Source organism: Roseateles flavus (assembly GCF_039872765.1).
Taxonomy (GTDB): Bacteria; Pseudomonadota; Gammaproteobacteria; order Burkholderiales; family Burkholderiaceae_C; genus Roseateles_B; species Roseateles_B flavus.
The window spans coordinates 213,453-228,244 of sequence record NZ_JBDPZC010000002.1 but is presented as its reverse complement, the minus strand read 5'-3'; the positions used below and the strand labels follow the sequence as shown (position 1 = coordinate 228,244).

The following is a 14,792-nucleotide window of genomic DNA, read 5'->3' as shown; positions in this document are numbered from 1 at the left end:
CACAGCGGTGGCGGCGATGGCGGCGGCCCCTATCCGCGGCGCAATCCCCAGCCCTATCCGCCCACCATGAGCTGCAGCAGCACCGGCCTGGCCGCGGCGGCGGCGAGCAGCTACCCCACCGTCTGCATGCTCACCAGCAGCGGCGAGATGGTGATCGAGCTCTACCCGGGCTACGCACCGGTCACGGTCAACAACTTCCTGCGCTACGTGTCGGACGGCTTCTACAGCAACACCCTGTTCCACCATGTGGACCGCGACTTCGTCGTCCAGGGCGGCGGCTACACGAGCGGCATGCGGGTGAAGTCCCCGACCTACTCGCCCATCGTGTCCGAGTCCAACAACGGCCTGAGCAATCTGGTGGGCACGGTGGCCATGGCGCGCCGCAGCGATCCCAACAGCGCGACCTCGCAGTTCTTCATCAACGTGGTCGACAACAGCCGGACCCTGGACTATGAAAGCGCCAGCAAGCCCGGCTACACCGTCTTCGGGCGGGTGATCTCGGGCATGAGCACGGTCTACGCCATCAACGGCCAGCCGACCTACTACTACAGCGCCTCTGACATCGAGCCGCAGCAGGAGGTGCTGGTCTACTGGGTGCAGCGCGTGCGCTGAAGCCGGCGGGCGGCCCCGCCGCGCCCCATCAGCGACCGACGGCGTGCAGCTGCGCGTTGTTGATGGAGTACACCCGCCCGTCCGGCCCCACGAGGGTGGGCGTGTAGGCCTGGCCCACGCCGGCGTTCATCCGCACCGACTCGCTGAAGGTGTTGCTGCGGAAGTCCCAGCGGTAGAGGAAGCCGTCCTCGCAGTTGACGAGCGCGGCGTGGCCGGCCACATCCACCGCCGCGGAGTTCACGCACCATTCGCGCACGCCCCCCGGGGTCTCGGGGTCTTCCGTCGGGCCGAGAATGCTCAGCACTTCCTTCATGACCTGCACCGTCGGCGTGATGGGGTCGGCGCTGCTGGCTCGCGGGTCCAGCAGGGCCATGCGGTTCTGGCCGTCGCCGGAACCGATGCCGTAGTAGTTGTTGTACTTGACCAGCAGCAGATAGGGCGAGGCCCCCGTGTAGCCCGGCACGGCGGACGCCGGCACGACGGAGGGGGTGTCGTCCCAGCCGAAGGAGCCGGGCGTCTTGAGCTGGCCCAGCGCGGCATCGAAATGCAGCAGCCAGCCGCGCCCGTTGTGGTCCTGGCGGGTGCTTTCCAGCACGCCGTAGAAGACGTCGCCGTCGGGGCCGATGGTGGGCGAGGCGGTGCTGCTGTCGCTGACCCGCGCCCGCTGGCCGGTCGCCGGGTTGAACAGGGGCTGGCGCGCCTTCAATGCCAGCGTGGCGGCGTCCAGGGCGAGCAGGTAGCCCGTCTGCGGGTTCACTGCCGCGTCGGTGTTCGCGGCCACGTAGAGCGTCTTGCCGTCCGCCGACAGCGCGGGCGCCGCGTTCATCGCGGGCTGCACGACCAGGGGATCGTCCGCCAGCTCGGCGACAGCCTTCCAGCTCCCCGAGCCATCGGCCGCGATGCGGGCGATGCCGCCGCGCAGGCCCAGCGGGGCCCCGGCGCGCGCGATGAAGCCGAAGTAGACGGCCCCATCCGGCCCCACGGTCAGCGGCGTGTTGATCAGCACGGTGCTGTCGAAGCTGGCCGGGGCGCCGTCATAGTTGGCGCTGCCGTAGAAGACCAGGGTCCGCACGGTGCCGCTGGCCTGGTCCACCTGGTCCCGCTGCAGCAGCCGCCCGCCCTTGGCCGGCACGTACACGCGGGACTGGCGATCCAGGGCGATGTTGAAGGCCGGCGTCCAGCTGCTGCCGGGCAGGAGGTAGTCGGTGGCCAGGGTCCAGAGGCTGCTGCCGTCGCTGCCTTTGCGCGCGTCGATGATGAAGTCCCCCGCGGTGCTGGTCTTGACCGGCACGATCACCGTGTTGGCGGCGCTGATCACCGGCGTGCCGTAGTGGATCAGCAGGAAGCCCCCGGCGCGGTAGGGCGGCTGGCGGTCCACGGGCAGGGTCCAGAGCACGCGCTGCAGCGCCTGCGTGGCGACGCCCGCCTGCGCCGTGTGCTGGGCATTGCCGCCGTAGAAGGCCCAGGCGGGATCGCTGGTGGGCGTCGGTGTCGGCGTTGGAGTCGGGGTCGGGGTGGGCGTAGGCGTGGGCGTGGGCGTGGGCGTGGGCGTGGGCGTGGGGGCCGGCGAGGGGCTGGGCGATCCGCCCCCGCCACCGCAGGCTTGCAGCAGGCCGGCCATGCCGGCGCCCAGGAGCAGGCGGCGGCGCTGTTCTTGTCGTGCCATGGGATCCTCTCGCTCAGTCGTGCGGGTTCGGTCCTGCGAATCCGGTCGTGTGTTCGGCCACGCCGGCGCATGCAGACCGTGTTTCGCGCATTGGACGCGGCCCGGTGCAACGGGACGCTGAGTAATTTCCCTAGGACTCCGCCGTCGGACGCCTGCCCGCACCACAATGCGCGCCATGTCATCGCCTGCCCTGTCCTTCATCCTGCGTGCCGCCTCGATCGGTGCCTTCAGCGCCCTGGTGGCCTGTGGCGGCGGGGGCAGTGGCGGCGGCGGTGGCGGCGGCGGCGGTGGCGGCGGTGGTTCCACCGGGCCGGATGCCACGGCCCAGGCCCGCGTGCAGCTGGGCGAACGGCTCTTCAACGACCGCAACCTCAGCGGCTCGGGGCGCATGTCCTGCGCCACCTGCCACGACCCGGCGTTCAGCCACGGGCCCTCCAACGCGCAGGCCGTGCAGGTGGGCGGCGCCTTCGAGACCGAATTCGGCCTGCGCGCCGCGCCCTCCCTGCGCTACCTGGACGGCGTGCCCGCCTTCAGCCGGGCCGACGGCAGCCTGGCCAGCCTGCGGGGCGGCCTGATGAGCGACGGGCGTGCCGCCAGCCTTGAGGCCCAGGCCCGGCTGCCCTTTCTCAATCCGCTGGAGATGGACAACGGCAGCGTCGCCGTCCTCGCCGGCAAGCTGCGCCGTGCCGCGTATGCGCCGCTGTTCGTGCAGGTCTTCGGCGAGACGGCCGACGACGAACTCAAGCTGACGCAGGCCACCCAGGCCCTGGCGGCCTTCCAGCGCGAGAGCGCCCAGTTCCATCCCTTTGACAGCAAGTACGACCGCGTGCTGCAGAGCCTGGAGCAGCTGAGCCCGCCCGAGCAGCGCGGCCTGCAGCTCTTCCGCGATCCTGACAAGGGCAACTGCATGAGCTGCCATGACATCGTGACCAACTCAGGCCAGCAGCCGCGCTTCACCAACTTCGGCTACGCGGCCCTGGGCGTGCCGCGCAATCCGGACCTGCCGGCCAACCGCGACCCGGCCCATTTCGACCTCGGCCTGTGCGGGCCGCAGCGTCAGGATCTGAACGTGCCGGCCTACTGCGGCGCCTTCCGCACGCCCAATCTGCGCAATGTGGCGCGCCGGCCCGTCTTCTTCCACAACGGCCGCTTCACCTCGCTGGCGCAGGTGCTGGATTTCTACAACACGCGGGACAGCGAGCCGGCCCGCTGGTATCCCACCGTCGATGGCGTGGTGCAGCGCTTTGACGACCTGCCCGAGGCACTGCGCGGCAACGTCACCACGCAAGCGCCCTTCGGCAGCGCCACGCCGCGCATGAGCCCCTCGGACCTGCGGGACCTGCAGTGCTTCCTGGAAACGCTCAGCGACGGCCACCCGATCGGCACCCCCTCCCGCGAAGGCTGCCGCTGAGGCGCCGGGCACGCCGAGGGCACGCAGAGGGTCAGGTCTTGCCAGCCCGCCTGCGCCTCAGGCCTTGAGGAACTCCGCCTTGCTGCCCAGCCAGCGGTCTACATGCTTCGCGGCGGCGGCCGGGTGCGCATCCAGCAGCTGCGGCGCCAGGCGGCGCGCGGCCTGCAGCAGGGGCGCGTCTTCCTGGAGGTCGGCGAAACGCAGGAGCTCGGCACCGCTCTGGCGCGCACCCATGAACTCGCCGGGGCCGCGGATGTCCAGGTCGCGCCGCGCGATCTCGAAGCCGTCGGTCGTCTCGGCCATGGCGCGCAGGCGCTCCTTGCCGGTCTGGGACAGCGGCCCCGTGTAGATCAGCACGCAGACGCTGGCCACCGAGCCCCGCCCCACGCGGCCGCGCAGCTGGTGCAGCTGCGAGAGCCCGAAGCGCTCGGCATGCTCGATCACCATGAGGCTGGCATTGGGCACGTCCACGCCCACCTCGATCACGGTGGTGGCCACCAGCACCTGCATCTCGCCCGAGGCGAACAGCGACATCACCGCCGCCTTCTCGGCCGGCGGCATGCGGCCGTGCAACAGGCCGATCATGCGCTCGGGCAGGGCGGCGCTCAGCTCGGCGTGGGTCTCGGTGGCGTTCTTGAGGTCCAGGGCCTCGGACTCCTCGATCAGCGGGCAGACCCAGTAGACCTGGCGCCCCTCGGCCACGGCGTCGGCGATCTTGGCGATGACCTCATCGCGCCGGCCATCGGCGAAGACACGCGTCACGATGGGGCTGCGGCCGGGCGGGAGCTCGTCGATGGTGGAGACGTCCAGGTCCGCGAAGTAGGTCATGGCCAGGGTGCGGGGGATGGGCGTGGCGCTCATCATCAGCATGTGCGGCTCGATGCCGGAGCGCTGGGCGGGCAGGTGCGGCACGTGGTCGCCATAGCCGGGCGGCATCTCGCCGCTGGAGGACTCCAGCTTCTTGCGCAGGGCCAGGCGCTGGGCCACGCCGAAGCGGTGCTGCTCGTCCACGATGGCCAGGCCCAGGAAGCGGAACTGGACCTTGTCCTCGATCACCGCGTGGGTGCCCACCACCAGCTGCGCGCTGCCGTCGGCCACCGCGTCCAGCATCTTCTGGCGAGCCTTGCCCTTCACGGAACCCGTCAGCCAGGCGACTTTGATGCCCAGCGGCTCCAGCCAGCCGATCAGCTTGCGGAAGTGCTGCTCGGCCAGGATCTCGGTGGGCGCCATCAGCGCGCACTGCCAGCCCGCGGCGATGCAGATGGCGGCGGACATGGCCGCCACCACGGTCTTGCCCGAGCCCACGTCGCCCTGCAGCAGGCGGTGCATGGGCTGGGGGCGTGCCAGGTCTTGCGCGATCTCCTCGCAGACCCGGCGTTGCGCCCCGGTCAGCGCAAAGGGCAGGGCGGCGAGCAGCTGCTCCTGCAGGCCGCCCGGGCGCGTGGGCAGCATGGGCGCGCGCAGCCGGGCGCGCTCGCGCTGGGCCTTCATCTGGCTCAGCTGCTGAGCCAGCAGCTCCTCGAACTTGAGGCGCTGCCAGGCCGGGTGGCTGTGGTCTTCCAGGCTGCCCAGGCGGGCCAGGGGCGGAGGATGGTGGAGGTAGTCCAGGGCCTCGCGCAGCGAGGGCAGGGGCCTGGGCACGGCGCCGGCTGGCAGGACCTCCTCCAGCGGCGCCCGTTTCATCGCCGCGCCGATGGCCTTGCGCAGATAGGCCTGGGGCAGGCCGGCGCTGGTGGGGTAGACGGGCGTGAGCGCGGTTGCGAGCGGGGTGTCCTCGTCCACCGTCCGGAAGGTGGGGTGGACCATTTCGCGGCCGAAGAAGCCGCCGCGGACCTCGCCGCGCACGCGCACGCGCGTGCCCACGGCCAGGCTCTTCTGGTGCGAGGGGTAGAAATGCAGGAAGCGCAGGGTCAGCTCGGCGGCGCGGCCCCGGGTGTCAGCGCCGTCTTCCATCAGCCGCACGATGAGCTGGCGGCGGCCGCGCAGCTCCACGCGGCACTCACGCACCACGCCTTCGCACTGCACAGTCTCGCCTTCGCCGGCTTCGGCGATGGGAACCAGGCGGGTCTCGTCCTCGTAGCGCAGGGGCAGGTGCAGGGCCAGGTCGATGTCGCGCTTCAGGCCCAGCTTCTCCATGGCCTTCTTCGGGCCTGACTTGGCCACCGCGGCGGCCGGCGGAGCCTGCGGTGCTGGGGACGATTCGGGCGTGGCGGACATGGGCGGCATTCTGCCTAAACCGGGGGGTGCCGAGGGCGGCGGTCTGCTGGAATCGGCGAAGATGCGTTGGAGCCAGAACTGACAATGGACCGAGGAGCCCGGGAATGATCAGCAAGCGTGCATGGGGATGGAGTCTGGCCGCGGCCATGGCGGCCTTGCTGGGTGGCTGCGCCAGCATGAGCGAGAGCGAATGCCAGCGTGCCGACTGGTACCAGAAGGGCGTGCAGGACGGCCGCGACGGCCAGGCCCGCGGCCGTGTGGAGGACCATGCCAAGGCCTGCGCCAAGGTGGGCATCAGCCCCGACGAGACGCGCTGGCAGACAGGCTGGACCGAGGGCCTGCGGCGCTACTGCCGCCCGTCCAACGGCTGGCAGCTGGGACTCAAGGGCGAGTACTACCGTGGCGTCTGCTCGGACCAGCCCGAGGGCGAGGACTTCGAGAACAACTACCAGGCCGGCAAGCGTGTCTATGACATCGGCCAGCAGCTGGATCGGAACTACCGCGAGATGCAGCGCCTGGAGCGCGACCTCGCCGACGCCAAGACCGATGAGGAGCGCAAGCGCCTGCGCAGCCTGCTGCGCGAGCTGGACATCGAGCAGATGCGCCTGCGCCAGCGCCAGCGCATGGAGATGCTGTCCGCCCCCCGGCCATGACAAACGCCCTGGCGGGCCAGGGCGTTCGAGGGGGACGGGCGCGGGCCGCTCAGGTCGGCGTCGGCACGCCGGCCATGCGGTCGTGCTTCAGGAAGTACTGGCGGGCCAGGGCGACCAGCTGCTTGTCGCTGGGATGGTCGACCGACTCATAGCCCACGATGGACGGCAGCAGCGTGGCGCGATGCTTCTCCACGTAGTGCTTGAAGTCCTTCTGCGCCGTGGACGAACCCACGACCAGGATCTCCGTGATGCCGGCGAGGGCGGTGCAGACGTCGGCAAAGAACTCATGCTCGCTGCGCACCGTGCTGCCGTGCTGCTTGGTGTGGTGCGTGTGCGCCTTGACCTTCTCGGCCTGCACATGCTCGGCGTCGAACTGCAGGATGTTGGCGCTGTGGTGGTCCAGCCAGACGACGGCGTGGAAAAGGCTCATGCGGGGCTCCTGTGAATGGAAGGGATGGGAAATCTGGGCGGGCTCAGAGCGTGGCGTGATGCGCGCCGCCGCCTCGGGTCTCGGCGGCCGACTGGCACTCGATGCAGCGCGTGACCTGCGGGCTCAGGCGCAGGCGCTCGAAGGCGATGGCGGCGCCGCAGTCCGCGCAGTGGCCGAAGTCCGGCTCCTGCAGGCGCTGCAGTGCCGCATCGACCTGGCGCAGGGCCAGCAGCGTGGCGTCGCTGCGGGCCAGGTCCACCTCGCGATCCGCCTCGTGGGCGGTCTCGCCGTCGGTGTCCTGCAGCAGCTGCTCGCGGGCATGGGTGACGCGGTCCTCGCCGCCCAGCTGCAGCTTCAGCTCCGCCTCCAGGCGGCTGCGCTGCGTCAGCAGGGCGGTCTCGAGAAGGCCTTTCTGGCCGGGTGTCAGGGATGTGCTCATGGTGAGGGCTCCTTGACGCCATCGTTGCACCGCTGGCGTCCCCGCGCGTTGATGCGCATCAAGTGTGCGAGTGCGCGACGCGCCCGGCGGTACTCCCCCATCGGGTGGTGCCAGGGGCCGGATGCTGACTCATAGAATCCGCGCAACTTTGGGCTCGTATCCGGCGTCAGGGCCTGCGCGAAGGCCAGCGCCAGACGAGGGCCGAAGACCCATAAATGAGGAGGATTGCAGGCATGTCGGTAGCAACGTCGACCCTTTCCCGGACCCCCTTCGCCGTTGCGGCACTGGCCAGCGTGGTGCTGGCCGGCTGCGGTGGCGGTGGTGGCGGTGGTGACACCAGCCCGGTCCAGCCAACGCCGCTGCCGGAGCTGTCGATCACCGCGCCGGCCAGCGGCGACGTGGCGCAGGCGGTGCCGCTGGGCACCAGCGCCACCATCGCCAGCGGCCTCAAGGCCCGTTGGGAGTTCGGTGACGGCAGCAGCAGCACGGAGCTGGCGCCTCGCCACAGCTATGTCAAGGCGGGCGACTATGAGATTCACCTGACGATCACCAACGAAGCCGGCCAGACGCGCGAGTACAAGACCTCCATCGCGCTGAGCCGCCCGGGCATCGTCAAGGGTCTGAACTGCAACAAGGCCGAGGAGAAGGGCTGGTGCTGGCAGCAGCCCTCGCCCACAGGAAATCCGAGCTACGGCCTGGCCTTTGCAGACGGCAAGACCGGCTGGCGCGTCGGCGAGGAAGGCGAGATTTTCAAGACGAGTGACGGCGGCGCTGGCTGGAGCCTGCAGCACAAGAAGTCGGATCTGCGCCTGGTGGCCGTTCGGGCGGTGTCGAGCAACGAGGTGTGGGTCTTCGGCGAGAAATGGTTGCAGGACGAGAACGTGCTGCTGCACACGAGCGACGGCGGCCGGAGCTGGACCCAGGCCACGGCGCCCGGGCTCTTCGGCATCAGCCACCTGTACTTCGGACGCCTGAGCCAGGACCACTACACGATCAGCCACGTCTATCCCAATGGAGGCCTGCTGGTCAAAATCTGGAATGCGCGCTGGGGCACCCGTCCGGGCTTCCGGTATACGGCTGACGGTGGTGCCAGCTGGAGCACGCCAGACGTTCTGGGCGACGGCATCGTCACCGACAAGGGCACCCTCCTGACGCATGCCAATGGGGAGATCTTTCGCGCCAATCCTTCGCAAGGCACGTCCCGCGTGGTCCTGAACCTGAAGGCGGCGGGTGGCATGGCGGGGGGCTACGACGTGCATTGGTCGTCCAGCGGCGGCGTCATCTGGGCGGTGCAGGCGTCCACCTCCACGGCCAGCGACAAGCCCTTGCCCATCACCTACGTGAGCCAGGATGATGGCCTGACCTGGCGCATCCAGGATGCCCTCTCGACCAAAGGCGCGCCGTTCGGCGGCGTGTATGCAGACCTGGTGGCCGCGATGGACGGCGGCCAGCGACTGCTGGCCATCGCCTTTGGCCATCCCGTGCGCAGCCTGGATGGCGGACGCACCTGGATTTGGGATCAGTCGCTGCCTCCCAGCTTCGCGCTGTCGTCCAACTGCGCCTCCACCGGTGATCGCCTGATCTGCTCGACCTATGACGGAAGGTCCTATGGCGTGACGAAGGACCTAGGGGCTACCTGGGACCTGAAGTCCATGCCGGATGCGGTTCGGAACTACCGTGACACCGCCTTTGAACGTCTGGAAGCGCTTCCGGATGGTGCCCTCGTCTTTGTCGCCGGTGGCATGGGGCCGGACTTTGTCCTGTCGGCCGATGGCCGGTGGACCCAGGTGGCCGATCGCCATCGCTTCCATAGCCCCACGGTGGTCAGCTTTGCCAGCGCACAGCAGGGCTATCTGTTCGGTGCCGACGGCAAGTTCTACGGCAGCCAGAACGGGGGGCAGTCCTGGTCCTTGCTAGACCTGCCCTCGGTGGGCATCAAGCCGGGCCGCATGGATGTCGCCAACCAGGTCTGGTCCCCCGCCTCCCTCGCGGCCTGGGGCAAGGATCGTCTGGGCGTGGTGGACGGGGACGGCCAGCTCTGGCTCAGCCCGGACAAGGGGCAGTCCTGGTCAGTCTTCAACGGCACGCCCGCGCAGCGCTGGGGTTCGCTGCGAGCGCAGGATGAGCAGTTCCTCTGGGTGGTGCCGCCCCTGTGCGGCGGCTTGATCAGCGATGTCCGGCAATGCCCGAGCAGCCTGACGAGCGCGGTCCTCCTCAGTGACGACGCAGGCGCCCACTGGAAGGCGGTGCAGGTGCCACTCAAGGTGCCGGCCGCGGTGTACCGCAGTGCCAGCGGCCGGCTGACCATCGTCGGTGAGGAAGGCCGGGTGCAGCAGTCGGACGACGGGGGACTGCGCTGGATCGAACGCGCAACGCCATCCAAGAGCTCCCTGTTTGGCCTGCATTCGGTGGACGGGAAGCAGCTGTGGGCTGTGGGCGTCGACGGCCTGATGGTGTCCAGGGACGAAGGCGTGACCTGGACTTCATCCGGCTTGCCGGGGCACTTCCTGGATGTCCGCTTCGCTGATGCCCAGCACGGGTGGGTGGTCGGCCATGATGGGCAAATTCATGCCACGCGCGACGGCGGCACGACCTGGGAGCGTCAGGAGTCTGGCACGAAGCAGGACCTGTACCGCCTGGAAGTGCTGGACAGCCGCACGGTCTGGGCCATTGGCATGTGGGGTGCGGTGCTGGCTACGGGGACGGGCGGCCTCTGAGTCCTGCTCGAAGGCATGGAACAATCCAGGCCTTCGTCACCTGATTGGTACGGGTCTGTCCGGCCCTCAAGTCCATGAGCAGTCTTCCCCCCGACGCGGCGCGCGAGTTCAGCGTCAGCGACTTCGACTTCGAACTTCCCCCCGCGCTGATCGCCCAGCATCCCGCGCCCGAGCGCAGCGCCTCGCGCCTGCTGGACGGCCGCAGCCAGCCCCCGGTGGACCGCGTGTTCCGCGAGCTGCCCGGGCTGCTGAGCCCCGGCGACCTGCTGGTCTTCAACGACACCCAGGTCATCAAGGCCCGCCTGTATGGCGCCAAGGCCAGCGGCGGCGCGGTGGAGGCCCTCATCGAGCGCGTGCTGCCCGGCACCCGCGAGGTCTGGGCCCATATGCGGGCCAGCAAGAGCCCCAAGCCGGGCGCCATCGTGCGCTTCGCCGAGGCCTTCGATGCCGAGGTGCTGGGCCGCTGCGGCCCCGACAACGGGCTCTTCCACCTGCGTCTCTCGGGCGATCCCTTCGAGCTGCTGGAGCGGCATGGACATGTGCCGCTGCCGCCCTACATCAGCCACGAGGACAGCGCGGACGACGTGCGCCGCTACCAGACCGTCTTCGCCCGTCAGCCCGGCGCGGTGGCCGCCCCCACGGCCGCCCTGCACTTCGATGAAGGCGTGCTGGCCGCGCTGGCCGCCCGTGGCGTCGACACGGCCCATGTGACCCTGCATGTGGGCGCCGGCACCTTCCAGCCGGTGCGGGTGGAGAAGATCGCCGAGCACCAGATGCACAGCGAGTGCTTCGAGGTGCCCGCGTCCACGGTGGAAGCCATCGCCCGGACGCGCGAGCGCGGTGGCAAGGTCGTCGCGGTGGGCACGACCACGCTGCGCGCGCTGGAGTCCGCGGCCCGCGGCGGGAGCCTGCAGGCGGGTGCCAGCGAGACCAGCATCTTCATCACGCCGGGCTTCCAGTTCCGCGTGGTGGACCGCCTGGTCACCAACTTCCACCTGCCCAAGAGCACGCTGATGATGCTGGTCTCGGCCTTCGCGGGCTACGAGCACATCATGGCGCTCTACCGCCACGCCATCGCACAGGGCTACCGCTTCTTCAGCTACGGAGACGCGATGCTGCTGGAGCGGCGCGAGGGCTGAGCGCCGCCCGGGCAGGGCTCAGGCGCCGTCGTCCGGTGCCAGCCAGCCCAGGCGGCCCTGGCAGGCCTCGTTGAGCCGGGTCTGGAAGGCGGCGGCCTGCGGCTCGGGCAGGGACAGGTTCATCTCGACCATGGCGCCATGCTGCACATCGAGCAGCTGTGCCTGCGCCAGCTCGATCTCGCGGCGCAGCAGTCCCTCCAGCGCATAGGGCAGGGTGCAGCGCAGCCGGGTCTGGCGCACGCGGGGGATCTTCTGCGCCTGCAGCAGGGCCTGGGCGATGCTGTCGGTGTAGGCCCGCACCAGGCCGCCCGCGCCCAGCTTGACCCCGCCGAAATAGCGCACCACGGTGGCCAGCACGCCGTCCAGGTCCTGGTGGCGCAGCACGTCCAGCATGGGGCGGCCGGCGGTGCCGCCGGGCTCGCCGTCGTCATTGGCCGCGGACTGGCCGCCGGCCAGCAGGGCCCAGCAGACATGGGCGGCGCCGGGATGCTGCTGCTTCAGCTCGGCCACGCGGGCCTGCGCGCGGCTGCGGTCGGCACAGGGCTCGACGCAGCCGAGGAAGCGACTCTTCTTGATGATCAGTTCGCTGTGGACGGGGTCGGCAAGGCTGAAGGGCATCAGGGCATTGTCCCTCCGCCGGCCTCGCCGCCCTTGCCCTTGCGCAGACCCGCGCTTGGCGGCGGCAGGTCCAGGCGCATTTCCCGGGCCATGCGCTCGCCCACGTGGCGGCGGAAGATGGCGTCAATGCTGCCGTCGGCGACCAGCGATTCCAGGGCCTGACGCAGGTGCTGGCGTTCGGCTTCCGGCAGCCGGGCCCGCGACATGATCAGGCCGTGGATGACGCGGTCCTGCGGCGCCCAGTCCAGCACGCTCAGCTGGCTCATCAGCGAGGGCTTGTGCAGCATGGGGCTCCAGGAGGTCGGCAGGGCCAGCATCAGGTCCGCCCGGCGGGCCAGGAAGAGGCGCAGCACGGTGTCGAAGTCCGCCGCCTCGATCAGGCGGCCCTGCTCGCGCAGCTGGCCGATGAAGCTGTCGAAGCCCGGGCCATGCCGGAAGGCCTTGACCACGACGGCCCGCCGCGCCTTGTCCGCCAGGAAGGCCTCGGGCGTGGGCAGGCGCTGGGCCAGCTCCCGACGCATCAGGGCGAAGTTGCGGGTCTGGAAATAGGGCACGAAGTCTGCGAAGCGCTCGCGCTCCGGCGTGGGGATGCCCGACACGCTGAGATCCAGGCTGCCGGCCGCCATGCGGTCCCAGATGCGCACCCGCGATTCCAGCAGGGTCCTGAGCTCACACTGGCTGCGTGCCTGCAGGGCTTGCACCACGTCCTTGTCGATGCCGGAGAAGCCGCCGGCCTCGTCTTGGTGGTAGAGCAGGCCGAGCTCGTAGAAGGCCAGGGTGAAGGGGCCGCAGGGCGGCGGGTGCGCTGTGGGCGCTGTGGGCGTTGCGGGCGCTGTGGGCGTTGTCGCCGATGCGCTGGCCGGCAGCAGGGCCGGCAGGATTGCCATCGCCAGGGCCGCCAGGAAAGGGGGGGAGGTCAGGGAGAAGAGACGCATGAACGCGCACCGCCATGAGGGCCGCGAGCCGCAGGCCGCCGCCGGGTGTCTCCCTGTTTCTCCCAGTGTAGGAGCGGCTGCAGGGTGTGGAAAGCCACCTCCGTTCATTCGCGGGTGATGCCGGTCCGGGCCGCGCATGCCGCGCCCCGGCCCGCCCCTGCGACAATCGCGCCCATGCTGAAGTTCGAACTCCTCAAGACCGAGGGCCGCGCCCGCCGCGGCCGCATGACGCTCAACCATGGCGTGGTCCAGACCCCCATCTTCATGCCCGTGGGCACCTATGGCACCGTCAAGGGCGTGATGCCGCGCTCGCTGGAGGAGATGGGCGCCCAGATCATCCTGGGCAACACCTTCCACCTCTGGATGCGCCCGGGCCTGGACATCATGAAGCAGTTCGGCGGTCTGCACCGCTTCGAACGCTGGGACAAGCCCATCCTCACCGACTCCGGCGGCTTTCAGGTCTGGTCCCTCGGGGAGATGCGCAAGATCAGCGAGGAAGGCGTCAAGTTCGCCTCGCCCGTCAACGGCGACAAGCTCTTCCTCACGCCCGAGATCTCCATGCAGATCCAGACGGTGCTGAACTCCGACATCGTCATGCAGTTCGACGAATGCACGCCCTACGAGACCAAGGGCCACATCGCCACCGAGCTGGAAGCGCGCAAGTCCATGGAGATGAGCCTGCGCTGGGCCAAGCGCTGCCAGGACGAGTTCAGCCGCCTGCAGAACCCCAACGCGCTGTTCGGCATCGTGCAGGGCGGCATGTACGAGAACCTGCGCGACCACTCCCTGGCCGGCCTCGTGGCGCTGGACCTGCCGGGCTATGCCATCGGCGGCCTCTCGGTGGGCGAGCCCAAGGCCGACATGCTGCGCGTGCTGGAGCACACCGGCCACCAGCTGCCCGAGAACAAGCCGCGCTACCTGATGGGCGTGGGCACGCCGGAAGACCTGGTCGAGGGCGTGCGCCAGGGCATCGACATGTTCGATTGCGTGATGCCCACCCGCAATGCGCGCAACGGCCACCTCTTCACCCGCTTCGGCGACCTGCGCCTGCGCAACAGCCGCTACAAGAGCGACGAGCGCCCGGTGGACGAGACCTGCAGCTGCTACACCTGCAAGGGCGTGACGAACGCCGACGGCACGGTCAGCGGCGGCTTCAGCCGCGCCTATCTGCACCACCTGGACCGCTGCGGCGAGATGCTGGGCCCCATGCTCACCAGCATTCACAACCTGCATTACTACCTGAACCTGATGCAGGAAGTGCGCGACGCGCTGGATGCCGGCGACTTCGAAGGTTTCCGTGCCCGTTTCGCGGCGGATCGCGCGCGCGGCGTCTGAGTCGTCTCGACGCCTGAAGCCATGAGCGCCACCTCCCATTCGCGCGCATGGCTTTTGGCAGAGGGCGCCCTGCGGCGCATCATGGGCTCATGCTCAAGCTGCTGATCGCACCGCTGCGCTGGCTGGGCCGTCTGCTGATGGCCTTCGTCATCCTCTTCGAGGAATGGGGTTGGGTGCCCCTGCAGCGCTTCATGGCCTGGCTGGCCCGGTGGCCGCCGCTGAAGTGGCTGGAAGACCGCATCCGGGCGCTGCCGCCCAAGCCGGCGCTGGTGGTGCTGGCCCTGCCCTTCCTGCTGGCGATTCCCGTCAAGCTGCTGGCAGTCTGGCTGATGGCCTCGGGCCGGGCCCTGCTGGGCCTGCTCCTGATCCTCTCGGTCAAGTTCGGCGGCACGGCCCTGCTGGCCCGCCTCTTCCACCTGACCCAGCCCGCGCTGATGGCCCTGCCCTGGTTCGCACGGCTCTACGGGCGCTGGACCGCCTGGAAGCAGGGCGTGCTGGACTGGCTGCACGGCACGCTGCTGTGGCGCCAGGCCCGCGCGCTCAAGCGCCAGCTCAAGCAGCTCTTCAAGCGCTGGCGCCAGCAGTGGCGGGCCATGATGCACGGGGGCGCCTCGTCCTGA

The 14,792-nt window shown here is 69.8% G+C and carries 13 protein-coding genes; 7 read left to right on the top strand and 6 right to left on the bottom strand.

Annotated elements, in window-relative coordinates; translation table 11 throughout:
* Positions 1-66 precede the first annotated feature (66 nt).
* Positions 67-612, top strand: a complete 546-nt coding sequence (locus tag ABDJ40_RS06755; protein ID WP_430765612.1) for a peptidylprolyl isomerase — start codon at positions 67-69, stop codon at positions 610-612.
* A 28-nt stretch (positions 613-640) separates the two neighbouring features.
* Here the strand turns inward: ABDJ40_RS06755 and ABDJ40_RS06750 are convergent, their stop codons facing one another.
* The gene (locus tag ABDJ40_RS06750) at positions 641-2,278 is read right to left on the bottom strand and encodes an SMP-30/gluconolactonase/LRE family protein (RefSeq protein ID WP_347607895.1); all 1,638 of its coding nucleotides are present in this window, start codon (positions 2,276-2,278) and stop codon (positions 641-643) included.
* A 175-nt stretch (positions 2,279-2,453) separates the two neighbouring features.
* Here ABDJ40_RS06750 and ABDJ40_RS06745 point away from each other — a divergent pair, with 175 nt between their 5' ends.
* Positions 2,454-3,689, top strand: a complete 1,236-nt coding sequence (locus tag ABDJ40_RS06745; RefSeq protein ID WP_347607892.1) for a cytochrome-c peroxidase — start codon at positions 2,454-2,456, stop codon at positions 3,687-3,689.
* A 57-nt stretch (positions 3,690-3,746) separates the two neighbouring features.
* Here the strand turns inward: ABDJ40_RS06745 and recG are convergent, their stop codons facing one another.
* Positions 3,747-5,906 (bottom strand): ATP-dependent DNA helicase RecG, encoded by a 2,160-nt coding sequence (gene recG, locus ABDJ40_RS06740; RefSeq protein WP_347607889.1) that lies wholly within the window; start codon positions 5,904-5,906, stop codon positions 3,747-3,749.
* A 104-nt stretch (positions 5,907-6,010) separates the two neighbouring features.
* On the opposite strand from recG, the gene ABDJ40_RS06735 reads away from it, so the two are divergent.
* Positions 6,011-6,559 carry a DUF2799 domain-containing protein gene (locus ABDJ40_RS06735; RefSeq protein WP_347607886.1) on the top strand — a complete coding sequence of 183 codons (549 nt, stop codon included), beginning with the start codon at positions 6,011-6,013 and terminating at the stop codon, positions 6,557-6,559.
* A gap of 49 nt (positions 6,560-6,608) precedes the next feature.
* On the opposite strand, the gene ABDJ40_RS06730 is transcribed toward ABDJ40_RS06735, so the two are convergent.
* Both ABDJ40_RS06730 and ABDJ40_RS06725 read right to left on the bottom strand, forming a co-directional pair.
* Entirely contained in the window at positions 6,609-6,989 is a 381-nt protein-coding gene (locus ABDJ40_RS06730) for a hypothetical protein (RefSeq protein WP_347607883.1), read from the bottom strand.
* Between the two features lie 43 nt (positions 6,990-7,032).
* A complete protein-coding gene (locus ABDJ40_RS06725; protein ID WP_347607880.1) occupies positions 7,033-7,428 on the bottom strand; it encodes a TraR/DksA family transcriptional regulator in 396 nt (131 codons plus the stop codon).
* 233 nt (positions 7,429-7,661) lie between these two features.
* Here ABDJ40_RS06725 and ABDJ40_RS06720 point away from each other — a divergent pair, with 233 nt between their 5' ends.
* Both ABDJ40_RS06720 and queA read left to right on the top strand, forming a co-directional pair.
* Positions 7,662-10,145, top strand: coding sequence for a YCF48-related protein (locus ABDJ40_RS06720; RefSeq protein ID WP_347607877.1), 2,484 nt, complete (start codon positions 7,662-7,664; stop codon positions 10,143-10,145).
* A 74-nt stretch (positions 10,146-10,219) separates the two neighbouring features.
* Complete coding sequence (gene queA / locus ABDJ40_RS06715) at positions 10,220-11,284, top strand: tRNA preQ1(34) S-adenosylmethionine ribosyltransferase-isomerase QueA (protein WP_347607874.1); 1,065 nt, start codon at positions 10,220-10,222, stop codon at positions 11,282-11,284.
* Positions 11,285-11,302: 18 nt separating this feature from the next.
* Here the strand turns inward: queA and ABDJ40_RS06710 are convergent, their stop codons facing one another.
* Together ABDJ40_RS06710 and ABDJ40_RS06705 are read right to left on the bottom strand one after the other, a co-directional pair.
* Positions 11,303-11,902: an IMPACT family protein gene (locus ABDJ40_RS06710; RefSeq protein WP_347607871.1), complete on the bottom strand. Its 600-nt coding sequence runs from the start codon at positions 11,900-11,902 to the stop codon at positions 11,303-11,305.
* On the bottom strand, positions 11,902-12,789 hold the full coding sequence (locus ABDJ40_RS06705) for a substrate-binding periplasmic protein (protein ID WP_347607868.1): 888 nt from the start codon (positions 12,787-12,789) through the stop codon (positions 11,902-11,904). Before ABDJ40_RS06705 ends, ABDJ40_RS06710 begins: the two co-directional genes overlap by 1 nt.
* Positions 12,790-13,011: 222 nt before the next feature.
* Here ABDJ40_RS06705 and tgt point away from each other — a divergent pair, with 222 nt between their 5' ends.
* Both tgt and ABDJ40_RS06695 read left to right on the top strand, forming a co-directional pair.
* Positions 13,012-14,172 (top strand): tRNA guanosine(34) transglycosylase Tgt, encoded by a 1,161-nt coding sequence (gene tgt / locus ABDJ40_RS06700; protein ID WP_347607865.1) that lies wholly within the window; start codon positions 13,012-13,014, stop codon positions 14,170-14,172.
* A gap of 89 nt (positions 14,173-14,261) precedes the next feature.
* Positions 14,262-14,792: a hypothetical protein gene (locus tag ABDJ40_RS06695; RefSeq protein ID WP_347607862.1), complete on the top strand. Its 531-nt coding sequence runs from the start codon at positions 14,262-14,264 to the stop codon at positions 14,790-14,792.

What these genes read in the sequence shown, in the direction of transcription:
- ABDJ40_RS06725 (WP_347607880.1), bottom strand. Translation starts at nt 7,428, where the DNA reads ATGAGCACATCCCTGACACCCGGCCAGAAAGGCCTTCTCGAGACCGCC.
- ABDJ40_RS06730 (WP_347607883.1), bottom strand. Translation starts at nt 6,989, where the DNA reads ATGAGCCTTTTCCACGCCGTCGTCTGGCTGGACCACCACAGCGCCAAC.
- ABDJ40_RS06695 (WP_347607862.1), top strand. Translation starts at nt 14,262, where the DNA reads ATGCTCAAGCTGCTGATCGCACCGCTGCGCTGGCTGGGCCGTCTGCTG.
- recG (WP_347607889.1), bottom strand. Translation starts at nt 5,906, where the DNA reads ATGTCCGCCACGCCCGAATCGTCCCCAGCACCGCAGGCTCCGCCGGCC.
- ABDJ40_RS06735 (WP_347607886.1), top strand. Translation starts at nt 6,011, where the DNA reads ATGATCAGCAAGCGTGCATGGGGATGGAGTCTGGCCGCGGCCATGGCG.
- ABDJ40_RS06710 (WP_347607871.1), bottom strand. Translation starts at nt 11,902, where the DNA reads ATGCCCTTCAGCCTTGCCGACCCCGTCCACAGCGAACTGATCATCAAG.
- ABDJ40_RS06755 (WP_430765612.1), top strand. Translation starts at nt 67, where the DNA reads ATGAGCTGCAGCAGCACCGGCCTGGCCGCGGCGGCGGCGAGCAGCTAC.
- ABDJ40_RS06720 (WP_347607877.1), top strand. Translation starts at nt 7,662, where the DNA reads ATGTCGGTAGCAACGTCGACCCTTTCCCGGACCCCCTTCGCCGTTGCG.
- ABDJ40_RS06705 (WP_347607868.1), bottom strand. Translation starts at nt 12,789, where the DNA reads ATGGCAATCCTGCCGGCCCTGCTGCCGGCCAGCGCATCGGCGACAACG.
- ABDJ40_RS06745 (WP_347607892.1), top strand. Translation starts at nt 2,454, where the DNA reads ATGTCATCGCCTGCCCTGTCCTTCATCCTGCGTGCCGCCTCGATCGGT.
- tgt (WP_347607865.1), top strand. Translation starts at nt 13,012, where the DNA reads ATGCTGAAGTTCGAACTCCTCAAGACCGAGGGCCGCGCCCGCCGCGGC.
- ABDJ40_RS06750 (WP_347607895.1), bottom strand. Translation starts at nt 2,278, where the DNA reads ATGGCACGACAAGAACAGCGCCGCCGCCTGCTCCTGGGCGCCGGCATG.
- queA (WP_347607874.1), top strand. Translation starts at nt 10,220, where the DNA reads ATGAGCAGTCTTCCCCCCGACGCGGCGCGCGAGTTCAGCGTCAGCGAC.